Annotated in this window: 16 protein-coding genes; 12 read left to right on the plus strand and 4 right to left on the minus strand. The window is 37.9% G+C overall.

The window, feature by feature from the left end; genetic code table 11:
- The first annotated feature begins 28 nt into the window (after positions 1-28).
- The 4 genes from A33I_RS01365 to A33I_RS20710 are packed head-to-tail and all read left to right on the plus strand — an operon-like array spanning position 29 to position 3,356.
- Positions 29-880 carry a spore germination protein gene (locus tag A33I_RS01365; protein ID WP_022626688.1) on the plus strand — a complete coding sequence of 284 codons (852 nt, stop codon included), beginning with the start codon at positions 29-31 and terminating at the stop codon, positions 878-880.
- Between the two features lie 8 nt (positions 881-888).
- Positions 889-1,977 carry a GerAB/ArcD/ProY family transporter gene (locus A33I_RS01370; protein WP_022626689.1) on the plus strand — a complete coding sequence of 363 codons (1,089 nt, stop codon included), beginning with the start codon at positions 889-891 and terminating at the stop codon, positions 1,975-1,977.
- Positions 1,974-3,203 carry a Ger(x)C family spore germination protein gene (locus A33I_RS01375; protein WP_022626690.1) on the plus strand — a complete coding sequence of 410 codons (1,230 nt, stop codon included), beginning with the start codon at positions 1,974-1,976 and terminating at the stop codon, positions 3,201-3,203. The genes A33I_RS01370 and A33I_RS01375 overlap by 4 nt, the downstream gene beginning before the upstream one ends.
- 3 nt (positions 3,204-3,206) lie before the next feature.
- Positions 3,207-3,356: a hypothetical protein gene (locus A33I_RS20710; RefSeq protein WP_022626691.1), complete on the plus strand. Its 150-nt coding sequence runs from the start codon at positions 3,207-3,209 to the stop codon at positions 3,354-3,356.
- A gap of 20 nt (positions 3,357-3,376) precedes the next feature.
- Here A33I_RS20710 and A33I_RS01380 read toward each other — a convergent pair whose 3' ends face one another.
- Complete coding sequence (locus A33I_RS01380) at positions 3,377-4,606, minus strand: NAD(P)/FAD-dependent oxidoreductase (RefSeq protein ID WP_022626692.1); 1,230 nt, start codon at positions 4,604-4,606, stop codon at positions 3,377-3,379.
- Between the two features lie 131 nt (positions 4,607-4,737).
- Between A33I_RS01380 and A33I_RS01385 the strand changes: the two genes are divergently transcribed.
- The 5 genes from A33I_RS01385 to ppc all read left to right on the plus strand — a co-directional run bounded on the left by A33I_RS01385 (position 4,738) and on the right by ppc (position 13,923).
- A complete protein-coding gene (locus A33I_RS01385; protein WP_022626693.1) occupies positions 4,738-7,002 on the plus strand; it encodes a molybdopterin-dependent oxidoreductase in 2,265 nt (754 codons plus the stop codon).
- Between the two features lie 97 nt (positions 7,003-7,099).
- Entirely contained in the window at positions 7,100-8,191 is a 1,092-nt protein-coding gene (locus A33I_RS01390) for a GerAB/ArcD/ProY family transporter (protein WP_022626694.1), read from the plus strand.
- On the plus strand, positions 8,188-9,639 hold the full coding sequence (locus tag A33I_RS01395; protein ID WP_022626695.1) for a spore germination protein: 1,452 nt from the start codon (positions 8,188-8,190) through the stop codon (positions 9,637-9,639). Before A33I_RS01390 ends, A33I_RS01395 begins: the two co-directional genes overlap by 4 nt.
- On the plus strand, positions 9,636-10,808 hold the full coding sequence (locus A33I_RS01400; RefSeq protein ID WP_022626696.1) for a Ger(x)C family spore germination protein: 1,173 nt from the start codon (positions 9,636-9,638) through the stop codon (positions 10,806-10,808). The genes A33I_RS01395 and A33I_RS01400 overlap by 4 nt, the downstream gene beginning before the upstream one ends.
- 358 nt (positions 10,809-11,166) lie before the next feature.
- On the plus strand, positions 11,167-13,923 hold the full coding sequence (gene ppc, locus A33I_RS01405; protein WP_022626697.1) for a phosphoenolpyruvate carboxylase: 2,757 nt from the start codon (positions 11,167-11,169) through the stop codon (positions 13,921-13,923).
- 36 nt (positions 13,924-13,959) lie between these two features.
- Here the strand turns inward: ppc and A33I_RS01410 are convergent, their stop codons facing one another.
- From A33I_RS01410 to A33I_RS01420, 3 genes are read right to left on the minus strand one after another with little or no spacing between them, the layout of a single operon-like run.
- On the minus strand, positions 13,960-14,712 hold the full coding sequence (locus tag A33I_RS01410; RefSeq protein WP_022626698.1) for a 2-phosphosulfolactate phosphatase: 753 nt from the start codon (positions 14,710-14,712) through the stop codon (positions 13,960-13,962).
- A gap of 11 nt (positions 14,713-14,723) precedes the next feature.
- Positions 14,724-15,785, minus strand: a complete 1,062-nt coding sequence (locus tag A33I_RS01415) for a phosphotransferase family protein (RefSeq protein WP_022626699.1) — start codon at positions 15,783-15,785, stop codon at positions 14,724-14,726.
- Positions 15,782-16,975: an acyl-CoA dehydrogenase family protein gene (locus A33I_RS01420; protein WP_022626700.1), complete on the minus strand. Its 1,194-nt coding sequence runs from the start codon at positions 16,973-16,975 to the stop codon at positions 15,782-15,784. Before A33I_RS01420 ends, A33I_RS01415 begins: the two co-directional genes overlap by 4 nt.
- A gap of 172 nt (positions 16,976-17,147) precedes the next feature.
- Here A33I_RS01420 and A33I_RS01425 point away from each other — a divergent pair, with 172 nt between their 5' ends.
- The 3 genes from A33I_RS01425 to A33I_RS01435 all read left to right on the plus strand — a co-directional run bounded on the left by A33I_RS01425 (position 17,148) and on the right by A33I_RS01435 (position 21,316).
- On the plus strand, positions 17,148-18,608 hold the full coding sequence (locus A33I_RS01425; protein WP_022626701.1) for a sigma-54 interaction domain-containing protein: 1,461 nt from the start codon (positions 17,148-17,150) through the stop codon (positions 18,606-18,608).
- 293 nt (positions 18,609-18,901) lie between these two features.
- Positions 18,902-20,479 carry a class I adenylate-forming enzyme family protein gene (locus A33I_RS01430; protein ID WP_022626702.1) on the plus strand — a complete coding sequence of 526 codons (1,578 nt, stop codon included), beginning with the start codon at positions 18,902-18,904 and terminating at the stop codon, positions 20,477-20,479.
- Between the two features lie 72 nt (positions 20,480-20,551).
- A complete protein-coding gene (locus tag A33I_RS01435; RefSeq protein WP_022626703.1) occupies positions 20,552-21,316 on the plus strand; it encodes an SDR family NAD(P)-dependent oxidoreductase in 765 nt (254 codons plus the stop codon).
- The last annotated feature ends 38 nt before the right edge of the window (positions 21,317-21,354 follow it).

Here is a 21,354-nt window from a genome sequence, read left to right on the forward strand (position 1 = left end):
TTATAAGTTAGAGAACTTAGGTTAGTAAGTGGCATTCAAAAAGGTTTGCCGTTTTAGACATTTTTCTCTTGCCAAATACACCTATTCATTACTCCCAAGTGTTTTATATACTGAAAGACCCGATCGAACAGCTGCTTACATTGATGATGGGTACATCGCAATCATTATGGAAAACTCTCCTGCAGCGCTCATTCTTCCAGTTACCTTTTGGTCTTTCTTCCACTCACCAGAAGATCATTATTCAAGACTGCTCTATGGTAATTTCTCGAGGTTGATTCGCTTGCTTGCTGTTTTTATTACTTTATTTATCTCATCTTTTTACATTGCAGTGACGAATTTTCATGAGGAAATGATACCTATTGATTTACTTTTAGCTATAGCAGGAGCAAGAGAGCAGCTTCCTTTTCCGCTTGTATTTGAAATCGTCATGATGGAGTTCGCATTTGAATTAATACGTGAAGCAGGATTAAGGATTCCAAGCCCTCTTGGACCAACAATAGGGATCGTCGGTGCTCTCATATTAGGACAGGCAGCAGTTGAGGCAAATGTAATAAGTCCGATTGTTGTCATTGTGGTAGCACTCTCGGGTTTATCGTCTTTCGCTATTGCAGATGTAAGTTTAAATTACACGATTCGTATGATCAGATTTGTCTTTATTTTTGCGGCTGCGACCTATGGCATTTTCGGAATAATAGGAGCCTTTATATTATGTTTGATGTATGCTGCAGCTGCTAGATCTTTTGGAGTCCCGTTTTTGTCTCCTCTTTCTCCTCACTTTCGTTCCGGAAACGATACGGTTTTCAGAGGTCCTGTAACAAAGGAAATATTTAGACCTGGTCAGATTCATCCAAGGGATATGAAGAAAAACAGCATGAGGTAGGTGATTATATGAAACAATCACAAAAAATTGGCGGACGTGAGTTTTTCTCAATCATTGTTCTAGCGATTGGAACAAAAATTACAAGTATGACTCCTGCCATTTTGGCTCAATCAGGTAAAAATGCATTCTGGATGATGCCTTTTGCGGGAGCATTAACATTATTGGCGCCCTTTTTGTTGCTTCTATATTTATTACGTACCTATCAGAATAAGAATTTAATGGACCTTATTTATCATTTGTTAGGAAAGTGGATGGGTGGATTAGTTGGCGTCGTACTTTTCCTAGTGGCATTTGTATCACTAGTCTTAGAAAGCAGAAATTATCTAGATGAACTAAGTTCCATCTTCTTCCCGCAATCTCCGCAGTATGCATTATATGCTGTTTTATTTATCGTCATTTTATTTGGCGCAAGAAAAGGGTTAAATGTCATCGCATCAACATCTTGGATCTTAACTCCATTTATTAAAGTGATTGCACTCATTTTGTTAGTTTTAGTGTTAAAAGATGTGGTGTGGATGCGGGTATTTCCCATTTGGGGAGAAGGGATGATGGTGACAGTTATTGAAGGGGTGAAGAAGGCGTCAATTTTTGGAGACCTCTTTCTTTTAACGATGGCTTACACCTCACTGAAATCAACAAAAACATTTCATAGAACGGCTTACATTGGCGGCGCATTTACCTTGTTTGAACTAACCTTGTTTTTTCTAATGTACAGCCTTTTCTTTGATTATAAATCGATTGACCAAGTGGCTTATCCATTCCATGAAGTGACCCAGTACATTTCTGTTGGAATGTATTTCACAAATGTTGAAGCCTTCTTTATGATTTTTTGGTTATTTGCAGCATTTCTACGATTTATGATTTATCTTTATTTTACCACATGGATTTTTGCAGCTATTTTTTCGATTAAAGCATTCAAACCATTATTAGCTACTTTCTTCTTTTTAGCTATAGTGTTTGGAATGTCCATTAATAATCCAATTCAAAATGTACTTGTTTATCGTGATATGTTCCTGACATGGACTACCCCTCTATTTATTATACTGCCTCTCATTTTGTGGGTTGTGGCTAAAAGTAAGGGGGAATTAGCGAGGTGAATAGCACTAAAGGTTTAATCATTGTTCTTAGTTTATTAATAGTAGGAGGCTGCTATGATAAAACAGAGCTTGAACAGCAGGCTTTTGTTATTGCAGTAGGGATAGATAAGGCAGAAGATGATGGACAATATCAGATCTCCTTTCAGATAGCTCAAGGGCAGCTAAGAGGAGGTCAAGCAGACGGTGAACTTCAAAAGAATATAACGATACAAGCCAATGATATAATCGCGGCAAAAAGTACCGCTAACACTCTCATTGCCAGAGAAATTAATCTTGACCAGACAAAAGTATTAATTGTTTCTGAAGAACTTGCGCGTTCTGGCGAGTTATTAAATGTCTTACAAGCGACAACTAGAGCAGCGGCCTTTAGAAGAGGTGTGCAGCTCATTATAACAAGAGAAAATGCAAGTGAATTTCTTGCAAACAATGATCCTCCGCTTGAAGTAAAGCCCCATAAGTATTATCAGCTTATGATGCAGCAATCCAGCCGTACAGGGCTGATTCCTGATGCAGACATTCATCGCTTTTTTCAAATTACAGAAGGGGATGCTGATTTGTTTTTAGGCATTTATGCAACCGCTACAAGGCTACAAGATAAGTCTGCATTAGAAGACGAATTTTACGCTGGTCAAGTACCGCAAAAAGGGGAACAGGATACCCAGTTTATTGGATCCGCTGTTTTTAAAGAGGGAGTTATGATTGATACGTTAACAGGTGAAGAAACAAGGCTTTCAATGATTCTTGATAATACTCAGCATATAGAGGACATATTAATTAATTTTCCGGATCCGAAGTCTGAGTTGCACCGAATATCTGCACGTTTCATTAAAGAGCGAACAACAAATATTTCGATAAACATGGTAGACGGTGAGCAAGCCAGGATTCAGGTGGTTGTTCCGTTTCACTTGGAACTATTAGCTGTCCCTAGCCTCATCGAATATGCGACGAATCAAGAAAATCTTAAAATGCTTGAAAGAGCAGTTGAGGAAAAATTCAATCAAGAAGCGGAAAAACTAATCAAGAAGTCACAAGATGTATATGGATCTGAGCCTTTTTACTGGTCACTTTACGTTAGACGATACTTTAGAACAATACAAGAATATGAACAAGCAGACTGGAATAATCGAATTTACCCCAATGCTAACATTGACGTAAAGTTTGATATGGAAGCGATCCGCTTTGGAAAACTTATTCAGAATACAGACATGAGAGAAGTGAGGGATTAAGAGATGATATGGCTGTTATCTGTTGGAGCAGCAATTTATACAGGTTATTATGCAAAAGAATATTACTACAAAGGAAATAAAGCAGGTGGAATAGCTGTTGGAGTCGTGGCTCTTATTGTGTTGATCTCACCACTCAGCCAATATGTCATGTAACTAGGAAAAACCCTTCGTTTTTATAAAGCGAAGGGTTTTTGCTGGGTTGGACGACTTTGTAAATAAAGTTCGAGGTCAGGATGTGATCCTTTAGTGATAAAACTAGATATAATATTGGCAAATACCATATTATATACGGTTCCATTATCTCCATATGCATATAAGTAATAAATGTTTGGTTGATCCTCATAACAACCAATTATCGGCATACCATCATGAGTTCCTCCATAAAATGAAGCCATTTTGTATTCAGTTTGTATATTAAACTGAGGGAAGAGTTTTTGACATTCTGTTAGCAATTGCTCACTCTTGTTAAGAAGCTTTTTGTCTCGCTCCTCTGCTTTTGTGTAAGATTCATCTAATCCACCAATAATAATGCGATTATCTGGCGTTGTGCGTGCATAGATATAAGGTCTGGCAGTTTCCCATAACAACGTTTGTTTATACCAAGGAGATAAATCTTGTACGGGACAGGTTACGATTGAATACGTACTAGAAATCACAGTGTTTTTTTCGTGTTTAAACTCTAGCCCCTCATATCCAGCTGCTACAATGACCTGCTTAGCTATTATTTTATATTCTTTATCTGTAAAGACTGTTACTTCTTTTGAGGTTGGTTTTTTTCCTTTTATCATTGTGTGCTCAAATACTCGAACTCCTTTACTCACAGCTTCCTCCAACAATCCATAAGTAAAAGCGAGCGGATTCATTTCTGCATCATTTAAAAAATATAATCCACTTTTACGCTTGAAAGGGTAACGAGCTGCGATTTGATCTTCTGTTAGGTGAAGGATATCAAATCCGTATTTTTTATAGAGCGCATATTCTTCTGAAATTTCCCTTACCCCAGCTTCATCACTTGCACAATATAGACTGTCTCTTCTTTTGAATGAGATATCTCTAGTGAGTTTTCCTGCAATAGATTCCATTTGATTAATAACTTTTTCGCAATTCTTTAAATGTCTTATTGCAATATTCTCTCCAAAGCTGTTGATAAGTTCTTTAAAAGTCTTATCGCCTGCATATTGAATTAGAGCAGTGTTGGTCGTTGTACTCCCTTGACCACAACTGTTCTTTTCAACTACTACTACATCTAATCCTGAATCAGCGAGCATATAAGCAGTTTGTGCTCCCGAGCTTCCTCCCCCAATGATAAGCACATCGCATTTGATATTTTCTTCTAAACGCGGAAAGGATGGAGGATCTTCCACAGTTGTCGGCCAATAATAATTCCCATTTTGTAAATCCATTTAGATCACCTTCTATATATAATCAAGCTATAGTATTCCCTTAACTGCAAAAAGAGAATCATACTTGCTATATAACTGAATATTCTATAAGATTAACATACTGACCAGTAGGTATAAAAGGGGGTTAACACATGGAAACGAAGGATGAAAGGATTCATTATAGAACCTGTCCACTATGTGAAGCAACATGTGGTTTAGAGATTCATACAGAAGGCAATAAAGTAACGGCTATTAAAGGAGATACATTAGATCCTTTTAGTAAGGGATACTTATGCCCAAAAGGATTTCATTTAGATAAATTATATTCTGATCCAGACCGGATTAAAAAACCGATGATACGTGATGGAAACACATGGAGGGAAACGTCTTGGGAAGAAGCATTTGAGGAAGTGAAAAGAGGTCTGCAGACCATTATAAAAAAGGACGGTCGAGATGCGGTAGCGAGCTATTTAGGCAATCCAAACGTTCATAATCTAGCTGGTATGCTCTATGTTCCAATTTTGTTGAGGGCCCTTGGATCAAAAAATCGATATTCCGCAAGTACTATGGATCAGATCCCTAAGCAGCTGACAGCGGAATGGATGTATGGAAGTGACTTTTCGATCCCTATTCCAGATATCGATCATACGAATTATTTCTTAGTCCTCGGTGCAAATCCACTTGTTTCAAATGGGAGCTTAATGACTGCTCCAAATATGCGAAAGCGAATCAAAAATATTCAAAAGCGCGGCGGGAAGATGGTAGTCATTGATCCGGTATCGACCGTTACAGCAAAAGCAGCTGATGAGCACTATACTATTTTTCCTGGTACGGATGCCTATTTTTTAGCCGGACTTCTCCATACGATTTTCTCAGAGGGATTAGACGAACTTGGGAGGGCAGAGAAATATGTAAACGGATTAGAAGATGTAAAGCAAGCCCTTAATGACTTCTCAATAGAAGAGTTAAGTCTTAGATGCGGGATTGATGTTCACATCATACAGAAGCTTGCTAGAGAGGTTGCAAAAACAGACCGGGCAATTGTTTATGGTCGAATGGGGACGTGTACTCAAACGTTTGGAACATTGAATAGCTGGTTAATAGAAGTGATTAATATCGTCACAGGTAATCTTGATAAAGAAGGAGGAGCCATGTTCACCAGTCCAGCAGCTGGCTCAAAAAATGCAGGCGGCAAGAAAAAAGCTGATCGATTCGGTCGGTTTCATTCAAGAGTTAGAAAACAACCCGAGGTGTTAGGTGAACTTCCGATTTCATGCTTGGCTGAAGAAATTGAAACGCCTGGAGATGGCCAAATTAAAGGCTTATTAACAGTCGCAGGGAATCCAGTATTGTCAGCGCCGAATGGTGAACGAATAGAACAAGCTTTAAGTTCACTTGAGTTTATGGTCAGTGTGGATTGTTACTTAAATGAAACGACTAGACATGCAAATGTGCTGCTGCCTGCTCCTTCTGCCCTAGAACGCTCGCATTATGATTTATCCTTTTACCAGCTGTCCGTAAGAAATATTGCTCATTATTCAAAGCAAGTATTTGATCTGCCTGAAGATCAGCTCGATGAGTGGGAAATTCTGCTTCAGTTAGCTGCAGCAGTGATGGATGAAGAACTTGGCGATGATCCTGTTCGTGCATTAGATGATTACGCGCTGATGCAGCTGATAAAAAAAGAACTCCGTAATGAACATTCACCTCTTTCACACAAGGATCCTGCTGAAATATATTCAAATCTTTCTTATAACCGTGGACCTGAAAGAATGCTTGACTTTTTATTAAGAACAGGTGAATACGGTGACTTTTTCGGAGAGGTTCCTAGTGGATTATCTTTAACAGTTCTTAGTGAGAAGTATCCACATGGTAAGGATTTAGGCTCTTTAAAATCCAGGCTTCCACAAGTGCTTTCCACTTCTTCAGGAAAGATAGAGATGGCACCCTCTCTTTTAATGAAAGATTTAACACGCTTAAAAGGAAAACGTGATAATAATGCAGATCACCTATTATTAGTCAGTCGAAGAAACCTTCAGTCGAATAATTCTTGGATGCATAATATTAAAGAATTAACGAAGGGGAGTAATCGTTGTACATTGCAAATGCATCCAAATGACGCAAGCCGACATCATATTGAAGATAAAAGCATGGTTAGTGTAAAGTCCGCTGCGGGAGAAATTGATGTCCGGGTTGAATTAATAAATGACGTTATGGAAGGTGTTGTTACTCTTCCGCATGGGTGGGGACATGATTTGGCTGGGATTCAGCTTGAACAAGGAAGAAAAAATGCTGGGGTGAATTCAAATCGATTAAGTAATGATCGTTTGATTGATCCAGTGTCTGGAAATGCGATTTTTAATGGGATACCAGTATCGGTAAGCAGAAGTGATACTAATAAAGACGTTGTCGGGTAACCGGCAGCGTTTTTTTATTTTCAGACCATCTAAGAATATGCTATCACCATTTGACACATGTTAAGGAATGAAATGCTAAAGAAGGAGGAGGATTACCATGTTTTCAAGACTGCAGATCATCTTTGTATTGTTGTTATTTATTGGTATTTCTAATCATGTACTAATCCTTCCTCATCTTCTTCAAGCTGCAAAGCGTGACGCCTGGATCTGTGTTTTGATAGGTTATGGCCTCCTTTTGATTTGGGGTGTTCTGCTCCATTTCATTATAAAACGAAATAAACAGAAAAAGCTGGTTGATTGGGTGAGTGAGAGAACTGGACATGCTGTGGCGACAATCGTTATTCTTCTGTTTATTGTTTATATCATTATCACAGCAGCTATCACGTTTTATGATTTCACTCAGAGTGTAGATATCTACTTCTTACCTATCACTCCAATATGGCTGATTGTTACACCTTTCCTTATTCTATGTATCTTGGCTGCCTACAATAATCTAAAAACAATTGTTTATCTTTCATCATTCTTTTTACCGGTTGTTTGGATACTTGGGCATTTAGTTGCTTTTTCAACAATGGGCGAGAAATCATATTCTTATATGCTTCCAGTTTTAATGTATGGCAGTGAACCGCTGATTAAGGGCACAATCATTGTTCTAGGAGGAAGCGCTGACCTGCTTTTTATCGTACTATTACAGCATCATCTTAATAAGCCATTTCATTTAAAGCACCTTATTATTCTAATTACCTTATTAACAGGATTAGTACTAGGGCCTACATTAGGCTCTATTGCAGCTTTTGGCCCGAATGTGGCTGCCAACATGCGCTTTCCGGCTTTTGAACAGTGGAGGCTCGTCATGATCGGAGAACATATATCCCATGTTGATTTTTTAGCAGTATTGCAGCTGTTGTGCGGAACAACCATTCGAGTATCACTATGTTTATTTATCCTCTATGACATTTTAAGAAAATATACCGAGAAGACAAAACGAATGCTGTTTATATTAGTTGGTATTATACTTTCTGCTGTGTCAATCTACCCGATCAGTGATATTTGGATGCAGACTTTTTTAGGAGAATATTTCTACCCATCAGTATTAATTTTTGGGTTTTTAATGACCCTTTTCCTTCTTGTGATTAGTTATATACCTAAAAAGAAAGCCAGAAAGAAAGGAGGAACACAAAGCTTATGAAACGAAAGATAGAACGTCATCCGGAGTCAATCCCAACAGATGAAAAATTAAAAAGCAAAACGTTAACGATACCAGAACTTAAAGAATTTTTGGCAAGATTTGAAGATATAGAGTGTAAAGAGGAACCAAATGCAATTCTCTCCTTTTATTGTGAAGGAATGATTGATCATGCTCAGTACAATGATCATTACATGGCTGTTATCAGCAGTTTGAGCGAGAGGCATGAGGTGAAAGCATATCTTCAAGGATTGCCTCCTAGCTTTGAAGTAGATGACTTTGATCTTTTGATTGAAAAGCTTTTTTCTGGTTATCTGCTCATTTTTAAAGAAGGATATTCACATTTTCTGTCAATTGATATCACGAAAATCCCACAAAGAACACCACAGGAATCAACGACAGAAGTCTCCATTAAAGGTCCTAAAGATTCTTTTACAGAAGAACTTCATACTAATATTGCCTTGATAAGAAAACGTTTAAAATCACCGCGATTATATAGTGAAACGTTTACTGTAGGTTCTGAAACGGAAACTAAAGTAGCCCTTTTGTATTTAAACGATAAAGCAAATAAAGAAGTAATTAAAGAAGTAAGGGAGAGACTTGATAGCTTTGAAACAGAGGGGATTGTAAGCAGCGGCCAATTAGAACAATGGCTGTCTGATCGTTCCTTTTCTCTATTTCCCTTGTTCGATTATATTACTAGACCTGATTTTGTCGTAGAGTGTATGCTGCGCGGCCGATTTATTATCATTGTAAATGGATCCCCGACGGTGTTAATCGGACCCATTAATTTATTCGAATTGATTAAATCACCTGAGGATGTTCATTATCCATTTTATTTAATTGCTTTTCAGCGTATCATTCGAGTGGTTGCTTTAACAATTGCAATATTCTTACCTGGTTTTTGGATTGCGATTGCTTCTGTAAATATTGATCAGCTGCCCTTTCCATTGCTCGCAACAGTGGTTATTGCTAGGGAAGGTCTTCCCTTTCCCTATGCGCTTGAAGCCATTTTTATTTTAGGGTTATTTGAGCTATTAAAAGAGGCTGGGGTCAGGATGCCAAAAGCATTAGGTCAGACAATTTCAATTGTAGGTGGATTAATTATTGGGGATGCGGCGATTCGAGCAGGACTTGCATCACCAGCATTGATCGTTGTTATTGCACTAAGTGCAGTCGCGACATACACGCTTGTCAATCAATCATTGACCGGTACAGTCAGTGTTCTGCGCATCTACTGCTTAGCTGTATCAGCATTTCTAGGAGTGTACGGATTTTTCATTGCAGTATTTAGTGTACTCATTTATTTGTGTCACCTTCAATCGTTTAAACTACCATACCTTGAACCTGTTGCATCTTTAAGTTTAAAAGAGATCCCGTCTGCATTACTGCTGAATCCTTTTAAGCGAAAAGATTTTACCGCCCCAATGCTGAAGCGGAGGAAATCATGATAGGCACTCTAGTTAAGCGAACCATGATCCTTTTAGTAAGCGTCTTTATACTATCAGGATGCAGTGATATTAAAGAACTTCAAAATGCCAATTATGCAACCGCTATTGGGATTGACTTTAAAGACGGGAAATATGAGAGTTACATTCAAATGGTTAATCTTGACCAAGTTGCGACAACAGAAGGCGGGGGGGCCGGAGAGCCTCAAATGCTCGTCTCAAAAGCTGTTGCTAATACATTTGAAGAAGCTTTTTTTGAAGTTTACCGAACGTCACAAGAAAGAATTATTTGGGCGCATGTAACATCCATTGTTTTAAGTGAGTCAGCTCTAGATCAAGGATTTCAACATATATTTGATGCATTAACGAGATACTATGAATTTCGTTTAACGCCTTGGGTCTTTGGTACAACTGAATCAATGGAAGATATTCTTAGTCAAACTGGATTCTTCGCTAAGACCTCTCTTGATACGGTAATGCATAATCCAATGAGAAGCTATGAGCAAAGCTCAACGATAAGACCTATAAAATTACAGCGTTTGGCAAGGGAAATGTTTGAACCATCCCAAACAACGTATATCCCATCACTTGCTATTGATCAAACTCAATGGGAAAAGAACAACGAAGGCGAATCTAAATTAGAGGTGAACGGGGCATTTTTTATTCAAAATGATCATTTCAAAGGCTTTTTCACAACGGATCAATTAGAAGGGCTTCGCTGGCTTATTTCAGATACACAAAGGGCCTCCTTGGTCGTACCCGATGAAAATAATACTGAATACGTGTTGGTTATAAAAGACCCTGTTCCTAGAACAACCCCAGGTATAAAAGGAGGAAATCCATCTTTTGACATCGTGGTATCAATGAAAGGTTATTTTACCAATCGAAATGAAAATCATCATCTTGTCCTCCCGCAGATTTATAAACAGTCGATTAAGGAAGTCGAGGATGAAATTACAGCGCTCTATCAATTAGGGATTGAAAATAATGTAGACTTCTTAAATTTAGAGCATCAGTTTTTTAGAAAGCATCCGAAAGAATGGTTAACGTTAAGAGAAGATGGTCAGCTTTTTATTGATGAACAATCTCTTAATGAAATAACCATTCATTTAAACATTAAGCATACAGGAGCGATCTTAAATAAATCACTTGATATCAAAAATATTAAATAAATGTACAAAAAGCAAGCCAAGGCTAAATGTTGCCTTGGCTTGCAGCTTTTTAAAAGTTTGTAATGATAGGGCTTTCAACACACATGTATGAGCAATTTGAATTGATGAAATTAATATTTATGTTAAGATAAGTAACAATCATGGCTTAATGTTACTTTTTCTAACACTGAAACGAATGTAAGTAACACTTTATAGGCTGAATAGTCAGAAAAGTATTTGCGTATTAAAGCATTATCAGGTAAGATAATAAAAACCTGATGAGAGTCCTATAATTACTTAGGGACACATATCGACCTGTCGGGACTTAATGCGTCCCTTAGGGCGACTTCTAAGATTAGAGTATGAGGAGGATGTTTGAATGATTGAAATCAATGATGCAAATACATTATTAAGAAATGATGTAAAAAAGCTCGGTAATATTCTAGGAGAAATTCTTGTCCACCATGGTGGAGTTGATCTCCTAAACAAAGTTGAATCCATTCGTGAAAAAACAAAATCCTTGCGTCAACACCATGACCAAGAGACATATAACGCATTAAAAGAAGAGATTGCAACACTAGAACCACCAACACGGCAGCAAGTAATACGTGCGTTTTCAATTTACTTCCATTTAGTAAATATTGCGGAACAAAATCACCGAATCCGCCGCCAAAGACAATACCAGCTGAATGAGGAGGGGGTAAGCCAGCCATTTTCTTTAGAGCGTGCAGTGTCAGCTGTAAAAGAGTTAGAGCCAGAAGATGAAGTGATGCAGAAAGTGCTGAACGATTTATCGATTGAGCTTATTATTACGGCCCATCCCACAGAGGCAACGAAACGTACGGTACTTGAAACGCAAAAACGTATTTCAACGATTTTACAAGAGTTTGATAATCAACAACTAACGAAAAAAGAACGCCGCCGCTTAGAGGACAGCCTATTTAATGAGGTAACGGCATTATGGCAGACAGATGAGCTTCGTCATCGTAAGCCGACAGTTCTTGATGAAGTGAAAAATGGATTGCATTATTTTAACCAAACGTTATTTGAAGTTATTCCTGAAGTACACCAAGAATTAGAAGTGCAGCTCGATGAACAGTTCCCTAATCACAAATGGTCTGTGCCAAACTTCCTTCATTTTGGATCATGGATTGGGGGAGACCGCGACGGCAACCCGAACGTAACGCCAGAGGTGACGTGGGAAACATTGAAACTACAAAGACGCCTTGTTTTAAAGAAGTATAAGGAGAGTCTAATTGACTTAATGAAACGCTTCAGTCAGACAACGACTCGTGTGCAAATTAGTGACGAGCTTTTACAGTCAGTTCAAGCAGATGAAGCGAACTATTTGGAAGACGGAGAAGAATGGCCGATTGAAACAGAGTTATATCGTCGTAAGTTCCAAGTGATTTTAAAGAGAATTCGTGCTGTTGGCAAAGAGGATAAAGCAGCTTACCAAAATGCAGAGGAATTACTAGCAGATCTAAATCTGATCAAAGAGAGTGCAGAACAGCATCAACCAGCAAACCGCACACTAAAAACATTACGAAAGCTAATTCGTCAGGTACAACTTTTTGGATTCCATTTAGCAACACTTGATATTCGTAATCACAGTGGCGAGCATGAAGCGGCTATTACTGAGATCTTAAGAGCTGTACAAATCACTGATGATTATGCTTCCCTGACAGAAGAAGAGAAATTGACTATCCTGCAAGATGTTTTAAGGGACCCAAGACCTCTCTTACTTCTGAAAGAAGATTACTCAAAAGAAACACAAGAAGTGATAAAAGTATTTGACATGATTAAGCAAGCACATCGTGAGTTTGGCAGCCGCTCTATTGAAGTGTATTTAGTAAGTATGACGCAGTCTTCAAGTGACTTGCTTGAAGTGCTGTTACTAGCTAAAGAGGCTGGAATCTACCGCCTGCATGCTGATGGTACAGTAGACAGCGGACTTCATGTTGCACCGCTTCTTGAAACGGTTGATGATTTAGTAGCTGGGCCGCGTATTATGAAAACACTGTTTGAGATGGATGTATATCGCAACCATTTATCTGAGCGCGGCAACCATCAAGAAATTATGCTTGGATATTCAGATGGAAGTAAAGACGGCGGAACACTTACGGCAAACTGGAAGCTCTTTAAAGCTCAGCAGGAAATTCATGATATGGCAAAGGATTATCAAGTGCGTTTGAAGTTCTTCCATGGCCGCGGCGGATCGCTAGGACGAGGAGGCGGACCGCTTAACCGCAGTATTTTATCTCAGCCGGCTGAAACGCTTGGTGACGGAGTGAAAATTACGGAGCAAGGTGAAGTGCTGTCCTCACGTTATCTTCTTGAAGATATTGCTTATCGAAACCTTGAACAGGCAGCGTCCGCATTGTTAGAGGCATCGGCTTCATCACAGATCCAAACGAAAAAAGGACATTCGCGTAAAGAGGCTTGGGAAGAGGCAATGGAAGAAGCGTCTAAACACTCGCTTAAGAAATACCAGTCGCTTGTTTTTGGAGATCAAGATTTCTTAACCTATTTCAAACAAGCAACACCGTTAAATGAACTAGGTGCCTTAAATATTGGTTCTCGTCCAATGAGCCGTAAAGGAAGTCAGCGCTTTGAAGATTTACGTGCGATTCCGTGGGTATTTGCGTGGACGCAGTCTCGTCAAATGATCCCAGCATGGTACGCTGCAGGAACGGGGCTTAGCACGTTTGCTAATGAGAGCGAAGAGAACTTAGCATTATTACGCGAAATGTATAATAACTGGCCATTTTTCCATTCAACGATTAATAATCTGCAAATGGCCCTAATGAAAGCCGACCTAAAGACGGCGAAAGAGTATATGAATTTAGTAGAAGACCAAGAAATTGCAGATCGAATTTTTGGAGATATTAGTGAAGAATATATTCGTACAAAAGAGATTTTATTAAAAATCTCAGAAAGCGAAGAGCTTCTAGATCATACTCCAAACATTCAAGAATCTGTACACAGACGTAATCCGTACGTCGATCCGCTTAATTTTTTACAAGTTGATCTAATTTCAAAAATGCGTGCAGAAGAAAATCCATCTGATGAGTTAATGACCGAGGTATTACTCACAATCAGCGGAGTAGCAGCAGGACTTGTGAATACGGGTTGATTAAAAAGGAATCCACCACATAATGTGGTGGATTTTTTATATTGCTTTTGACGAAGTGATGAGCCTTATAACTCCATTCTGAAATAGCGGAACATTATTTATTCTAGGTTGAGACGAAACATAATCCAACGATTTATCATATCCTAAATGATATAGGAACTTACCTGTTTCGGAATCTAAAAACAGTTGTTTAACTTCCTCTATTGAGAGTCTTTCATATAACATAAGTGCCGTTCTTGCCCCGTCTGATAGCTCCCACTGGTCCCTGTCGTCGTAATCATTCATGCAGTGTATCAAAGCTCCAGCAGTTATAAAATCTTCAATCGAAAACCTTCCATGATTACCCGCACATACAATTAATAAAGTATCATTAGAGTTTGTATGATTAATATGAGCAGCGATTGATTGATAATTCACTATCGAACTTGTATAAACCTTCTTAGCTTCTCTACAATTGTTTAATGCGACTGTACCATTCGTTGTGGTTAGAATAATAGGTTTGTTTTTTACCTGTAATTGCATTAACTCAAGAGGGTCAGGACGATAAAAGCCATCAATATCATAACCTTGCCTTTCTCCAGTTAAAAAAGGGTCTTGGTCTTTAAATTGTTCCCACAATTCCCATGCGTCAGTTAGTGATGAAGCAGGAATAATGAATGAAGATCCTTCTTCTAATAATAAACTTATAGTGGAAGTGGCTAATAATGAGTCAATAACCACGACTGTACAGTTATTGAGTCTTGTTGAAATAATATCCTCTTTCCTAGTTAACAGATGAATCCTTCTCATGGCAGGTCATCCTATCTTAGAATTTTATCTTGTTTTGCTTTCATCGAAAGGTCTATTAAATTTGCGATGCCTTTATTGAGCGTGTGAAAACGTTCATCTTTTAATTCTCCTTTTTTATAGCGAGAATAAATTTGTTGGAGAATCACAGCAATCTTAAAAAAGGCAAATGATAAATAATAATCAAAACCATCTATATTTCGACCGCTCTTCACTGCATACTGCTGGACCATTTCATTCCTTGATAAGAAACCCCCTAACTGTGTGACAGATACAAGTCCTGTTTCAGCATCTCCTGGTTCTGTCCAATAGGCAATAGAACCCGCTAAATCTAGTAAAGGGTCTCCAACTGAGCACAACTCCCAATCAAATACTCCAATTGCTTTACTAAGGTCATCTTCAGATAACATCATATTATTTAATTTCATATCGTTATGGACGATAGCAGGTGTAGGGGAAGAAGGGATATTTTCTTGCAACCATCTAATAAGTTTATCAATTCCCAGGTGATTATCGACGATGGAAGCATGATACCGTTTAATCCAACCTTTAACTTGTCTTTTTAAATACCCCTCTGGCCTTCCTAGTTCTACTAGATTTGTTTCATAGATATCAATAGAGTGTAAATTTACAAGCGTGTCTATCAGTGCATGTGACGCTTTAACTTCAATATCATTGACGTGTTGAATCTCTGGAGGAATACAGTCATCTAATACGATTCCTTCTTTTTTTTCCATTATATAAAAATGCTTTTCACTAATATCATCCTCTTCGACATATAAGTAAGGTTCTGGAGCGAGTGAAAAATATGGGTGAACTTTTTTAAGTATTTTATATTCACGTTCCATATCATGAGCTCTAGGAGGGATCTCTCCAAAAGGAGGTCGCCTCATTACCATTTCCTTATCATTAAATGATAGTAAATAGGTTAGATTTGAGTAACCTGTTGTAAATTGTTTAACATATAGCTCTCTAGTATCAATATTTGGAAGTTCTTTAGATAACAATTGTACTAGCTGTTTCCAGTTAATTGATTGATCAGAAGGTGGCTGCACATCTAATTGAATGAGAGTCAATAGAGTTCCTCTCCTTTTTCATATGCTTTAATAAGGGTACGAGCTACAACGAAACGATGGACTTCATCTGGACCATCATAAATTCGGGCTGTACGTGCCTCACGATAAAAGCCTTCAAGCGGAGTGTCTCCTGTTACACCTAATGCCCCATGAACTTGAATAGCACGGTCGATCACATCATGAAGTACTTTAGCTCCAAAGAATTTAATAAGAGAAATTTCTTTTCGAGCTTCATCTCCTTGGTCAAGACGCCATGCAGCTTGAAGCGTCATTAAACGAGCAGCTTGAGTTTCTGCAGCTGAATCTGCAATGAAGTTTTGGATGCTTTGAAACTCTGATAATTTTTTACCTCTTGTTTCACGTTTTAAAGCGTAATCAATCATTAATTCCATACTGCGGTGGCATACACCTAACCACCGCATAGCGTGAGTAATTCTCCCCGGCCCTAGGCGAAGTTGTGCTAGTTTAAAGCCGTCTCCGCGCTCACCAAGTAAATTTTCTTTTGGGATGCGGCAATCTGCATAACGAACTTCACAATGCCCCCCAGCAAAATGATCACCAATAACAGGTACTTCCCTTACAATTTCAAAACCTGGATTGTCATTATCAACGATAAACAAACTTGTTTTTTTATGAGGGTGTGCATCTTGATCCGTAACTGCCATAACAATTGAAAAGGATGAACCAAGTGCTCCTGTGGTAAACCATTTGTGTCCATTAATAACCCAGCAATCTTCTTCCTCAACTGCAGTTGCTTGTAAAGTGCGTGGGTCCGATCCAGATACTTCAGGTTCTGTCATAGCAAAGCATGAACGAATGTCTCCATTTGCCAGAGGAACTAAGTATTTTTCTTTTTGTGCAGGGGTGGCTGCATGTACTAATATTTCACCGTTCCCGGCATCTGGAGCCATTGAACCAAAAATATACGGAGCGATAGGACTTCTTCCAATCACTTCAGAAAGTAACCCTAGAGTTACAAAACCATTCCCCATACCCCCATATTCTTTTGGGAGGTGCCCCGCCCATAGACCAAGTTCCTTCACTTTTTCTTGGAGAGGCTTTAGATACTCATCAGGAAGTCCGCGGTGTGGAACCATATACTTTTCATGAGGGTATACATATTCCTCCATAAAAGTTGTAGCTTTTCTAATCATTTCTTGTTGTTCGACTGATGGGCTAAAATCAAACATACTTTCATCTCCTTTTTTATGAATTAATAATTACATAACATAAATTTTTTATATAAATATTCATGCAATTAGTGTGCCAACTATTTAGAATAGTTAGAAAATTAATGCAGGTTTATAGGAGGGCTTGTCGTATATTGTTATCTAAGAAGGAATTGCAATAGGGGGAGAATAAATGGAACCTATATCCCATGAAGTATTGAATAGTGAAGGCACGATTACAAGAAAGTTAAGTCAGGAGAAGATCGAACGTCTCCTTCAAATGAATAAAATTCTTGACTCCATCATCGATTCAAGTTTTGATGGGATTTATGTGGCAGATAGTCAAGGGTATGGTATAAAAGTAAATGAAGCTTATAGCCGTATTACTGGAGTGCGAGCTAAACAGCTCCTTGGAAAAAACATGCATGAAGTTGTAAGCGAAGGGATCGTCTCAGAATCGGTTACCTTAAAAGTATTAAAAGAAAGACAATCAATAACCATCGTTCAACATATTAATGAAAAAGAGTTTCTAGTAACAGGTAATCCTATTTTCAATAGTGAGGGAGAAATTTCACATGTAGTAACAAATGTTAGAGATCTATCAGAACTTAATCGCTTGAAAGTTGAGCTTAGAGAAACAAAAAGATATACAAACAAAATACTGCAAGAAATAAGTGAGTTTAAGAATAAAGAAGGAGTAAAATTATTATTAGATGGTATTGTTGCACAAAGTAAAGAGATCATTGAAGTTACAGCTGTTATTAAGAAGGTATGTGAAGTAGATTCAACCGTATTGCTTCTTGGTGAAACAGGTGTTGGTAAAGAAGTGTTCGCTAATATGATTCATATGAATAGTAATCGTAAGGATAAACCTTATATTAAAGTGAATTGTGGAGCAATCCCGGCGCAGCTGCTTGAATCAGAGTTGTTTGGCTATGAAAAAGGCGCATTTACTGGCGCTGATCGTAATGGGAAAGCTGGTTTATTTGAAAAGGCAGAAGGAGGCACTATCTTTCTTGATGAAATTGGAGAAATTCCTTTAGAACTTCAAGTTAAGCTATTAAGGGTATTACAAGAATTTGAAGTGATAAGGATAGGAGGGGCTCACCCTAAAAAAGTTGATGTACGTGTCATCTCTGCAACAAATCGTAATCTAAAAAAGATGGTGGCTGTTGGGGAGTTTCGTGAAGATTTATACTATCGTTTAAATATTGTACCTATTAGAATACCTGCTTTACGGGAACGAATAGCTGATATTGCTCCATTAGCCTACTACTTTTTAAATAAGATGAATGAAAAATATAAATTGGAAAAACGATTTCATTCTGAAGTAATCTATATGATGGAAAGATATAAATGGCCAGGAAATATCCGTGAGATGGAGAATCTTATAGAGCGAATAGCTGTAACAACGGAGGGTAACGAAATAAACAGTAATGACTTTCCTAAAGGGGTTTTTGAATCAGCGCTTGATGAGATTATCCATAGTAAAGGACAAATGGAACAAGGTTTAAAACAGAAGGTTAACGACTTAGAAAAACGTCTGATTGAAGAGAAAATGTCAGAGTTTAAAACAACTAGAAAAGCAGCTAAGGCTTTAAAGATCAGTCAATCTGCGCTTGTGAAAAAAATGAAAAAGTTTAATTTGTCATAAATAGTAAATAAAAAGTTTCTCTTATAAGAGAAGCTTTTTATTTTTAGTAAACAGATATTTTTGATTCCAAACCGAATCTTGATTCGTTTTGGAATCAAACGATGTTAAATGTTCCAGGTGTTTGAAAACGCTTACAATTATATGGTGAAGTTTTGAAATTTACAAAAGAAATCGATTCCAAACCGAATCACTAATTGCAAAAAGAGTGGTTAAGTGGACTTTAAATTTGGCATGAGTTTTGCAAATATAAAAGTGAATAGTTTAAAAATTCTGATTTTAAGCAGGTGATGTAGATGCTAGAGGAGCAAATTCTTTTTGATCGCAGGGTTAAGGTTTATTCGAAACGACCAAAGAATATCTCAGAAATGTTAAAAGAATGTGTGTCGAAATACCCTGAACGAGAAGCAATAGTGATGGGAGAATTTCGTCAGAATTATAGTGAGTTAGGAGCTACAGTAGAAAGTTTAGCTGCTCATTTATATGTCGATTTTCACGTGCGGAAGGGAGAGAGGGTGGCAGTACTATTAAACAACTGTCCAGAATTTCTGCATATTACTTTAGCATGTGCACGTATTGGCGCCATTGTTGTGCCCTTAAATAACCGGCTTTCCCATACCGAACTTAGTTATATGCTGAGACATTCGGGAACTAAGTTATTATTTACAGAAGAAAAGATGAAAGAAGTAGTTAAAAAAGTGGTAAAAAATGAACTCTCTTCTATGAAAATTGAAATTAAGTATATTAACAGGCAAGGTGAAAAAGGATGTACATTTGTAGATCTACCTTTTCAACAAACAATTAATTATAAAATGATAAATGAGACAGACCCGCTTTTTATTATGTTTACTTCAGGTACGACAGGGACACCTAAAGGAGCAGTAGGCAGCCATGTCGGTATCATTCATAGTGCTCTTAATTATAAGTATGTATTAAAAGCAAATGAACCCGTAAGAACAATCATTGCAGTACCTCTTTTTCATGTGACGGGTCTAATTGGTCAATTCTTTTATATGCTTGCAGTGGGGGGAACGTCTATATTGTTAGAGCGTTATCAAAATGAATCATTCATTAAAACCATGGAAAAAGAACAAGCTACTTTTTTATTCAACGTGCCAACAATTTATGTCATGATGATGACTCATCCCTTGTTTTCTAAGATTACAAAATCTTCGATTGAAGTTATCGCGTATGGAGGGGCACCCATGTCATATGAAACAATTGAGCAGTTAAGAAGTCATTTTCCAGGTGTCCAACTCCATAATGCGTATGGAGCGACCGAGACTTCTTCTCCGACTACAATAATGCCTGTTGAATATCCTGATGAGAAATTAAATTCTGTAGGAAAACCTGTCCCAGTTGCCGATGTTAAAGTGATAAATAGCAAAGGAGCGGAGGTACATGAAGGGGAAGTGGGAGAGTTATATATTAAAGGTCCTATGGTGGTTGAAGGATATTGGAGAAACCCTGAGGCTAAAGCGAATTCATTTAAGGATGGATATTGGAAATCTGGGGATATGGCAAAAGTTGATGAACACGGATTTGTATATATTATGGATCGTAAAAAAGACATTATTAACCGAGGAGGAGAAAAAATCTATTCGGTTGAAGTAGAAAATATATTATATGGTCACCATAGCGTCTTAGAAGCCGCGGTGGTTGGGGTTCCAGACCAATTGTTTGGAGAACAAGTGAAAGCTTATATTGTTCCAAAGCCTCATGTTTCCCTCGATCAAGAAGACATTTTATTATATTTAAATGAGAAGCTAGCAGATTATAAAATTCCTAAATATATTGAATTTATAAATGAGTTGCCTAGAAATCCTAGTGGTAAAATCTTAAAATCGCAACTAGCAATAAGTAAAGATAAATAGAGAAATCATTTCTCTATTTAAAATAGATTTTTGTAAGCGTTTTCTATCTTGGTTCGATGAGGAGGTTATTACATGTATCAATTATTTAATTTAGAAGAGAAAGTAGCACTTGTAACTGGAGGAAGCAAAGGGATTGGCTTTGGGATGGGCCGTGCTTTAGGAAGGGCTGGTGCCAAATTAGCTATTGCAAGCAGGGGAGAGGAAGACTTAATAAATGCTGCCTTACAACTAAGAGAGGAAGGAATAGAAGTTGAATCATTTCAATGCGATGTTACAAATAAAGAACAGGTTCAGCAACTAGTGGAAAGTGTAACAGGCTACTATGGTCAAATTGATGTGCTCTTAAATAATGCAGGGATGAATATTCGTAAGCCACTTATAGAAATTGAAGAGGAAGATTGGGATAAGGTATTGACCACTAATTTGAAAGGGTTATTTTTGGTCGGCCAAGCAGTGGCCAAGCAAATGATTAGGCAACGAGAAGGAGGAAAGATCATTAATGTGTCATCTATTTTAGGGGAAGTGGGAATGGGTTCACAAACTAGCTACGCAGCAAGTAAAGGAGGGGTAAATCAACTAACAAAAGTCTGGGCTGAAGAGCTTGCTACCGAGGGAATCTATGTGAATGCAATTGGTCCTGCTTATATAAAAACCCCCATGACTGAAGGGTGGTTATCTGACAAGGATCGTTATAATCATATCGTAGATCAAACAATGTTAAAGCGCGTGGGTGAGCTTAGTGATCTTGATGGTCCGGTTGTATTCTTAGCATCAGATGCATCAAACTATGTAACTGGACAGATTCTTTATGTTGATGGAGGCTGGACAGCGAAATAATTATAAAAGAATAAAGTAGAGAGTTATCAAGTGGAGTG

Origin of the sequence: Alkalihalophilus marmarensis DSM 21297 (assembly GCF_000474275.2) — a bacterium.
Lineage (GTDB): Bacteria > Bacillota > Bacilli > Bacillales > Bacillaceae_D > Alkalihalophilus > Alkalihalophilus marmarensis.

Bases quoted from the DNA above. Each gene is read 5' to 3' on its own strand.
- A33I_RS01370 (WP_022626689.1), top strand. From the start codon at position 889: ATGAAACAATCACAAAAAATTGGCGGACGTGAGTTTTTCTCAATCATT.
- A33I_RS20710 (WP_022626691.1), top strand. From the start codon at position 3,207: ATGATATGGCTGTTATCTGTTGGAGCAGCAATTTATACAGGTTATTAT.
- A33I_RS01380 (WP_022626692.1), bottom strand. From the start codon at position 4,606: ATGGATTTACAAAATGGGAATTATTATTGGCCGACAACTGTGGAAGAT.
- A33I_RS01385 (WP_022626693.1), top strand. From the start codon at position 4,738: ATGGAAACGAAGGATGAAAGGATTCATTATAGAACCTGTCCACTATGT.
- A33I_RS01390 (WP_022626694.1), top strand. From the start codon at position 7,100: ATGTTTTCAAGACTGCAGATCATCTTTGTATTGTTGTTATTTATTGGT.
- A33I_RS01395 (WP_022626695.1), top strand. From the start codon at position 8,188: ATGAAACGAAAGATAGAACGTCATCCGGAGTCAATCCCAACAGATGAA.
- A33I_RS01400 (WP_022626696.1), top strand. From the start codon at position 9,636: ATGATAGGCACTCTAGTTAAGCGAACCATGATCCTTTTAGTAAGCGTC.
- ppc (WP_022626697.1), top strand. From the start codon at position 11,167: ATGATTGAAATCAATGATGCAAATACATTATTAAGAAATGATGTAAAA.
- A33I_RS01410 (WP_022626698.1), bottom strand. From the start codon at position 14,712: ATGAGAAGGATTCATCTGTTAACTAGGAAAGAGGATATTATTTCAACA.
- A33I_RS01420 (WP_022626700.1), bottom strand. From the start codon at position 16,975: ATGTTTGATTTTAGCCCATCAGTCGAACAACAAGAAATGATTAGAAAA.
- A33I_RS01425 (WP_022626701.1), top strand. From the start codon at position 17,148: ATGGAACCTATATCCCATGAAGTATTGAATAGTGAAGGCACGATTACA.
- A33I_RS01430 (WP_022626702.1), top strand. From the start codon at position 18,902: ATGCTAGAGGAGCAAATTCTTTTTGATCGCAGGGTTAAGGTTTATTCG.
- A33I_RS01435 (WP_022626703.1), top strand. From the start codon at position 20,552: ATGTATCAATTATTTAATTTAGAAGAGAAAGTAGCACTTGTAACTGGA.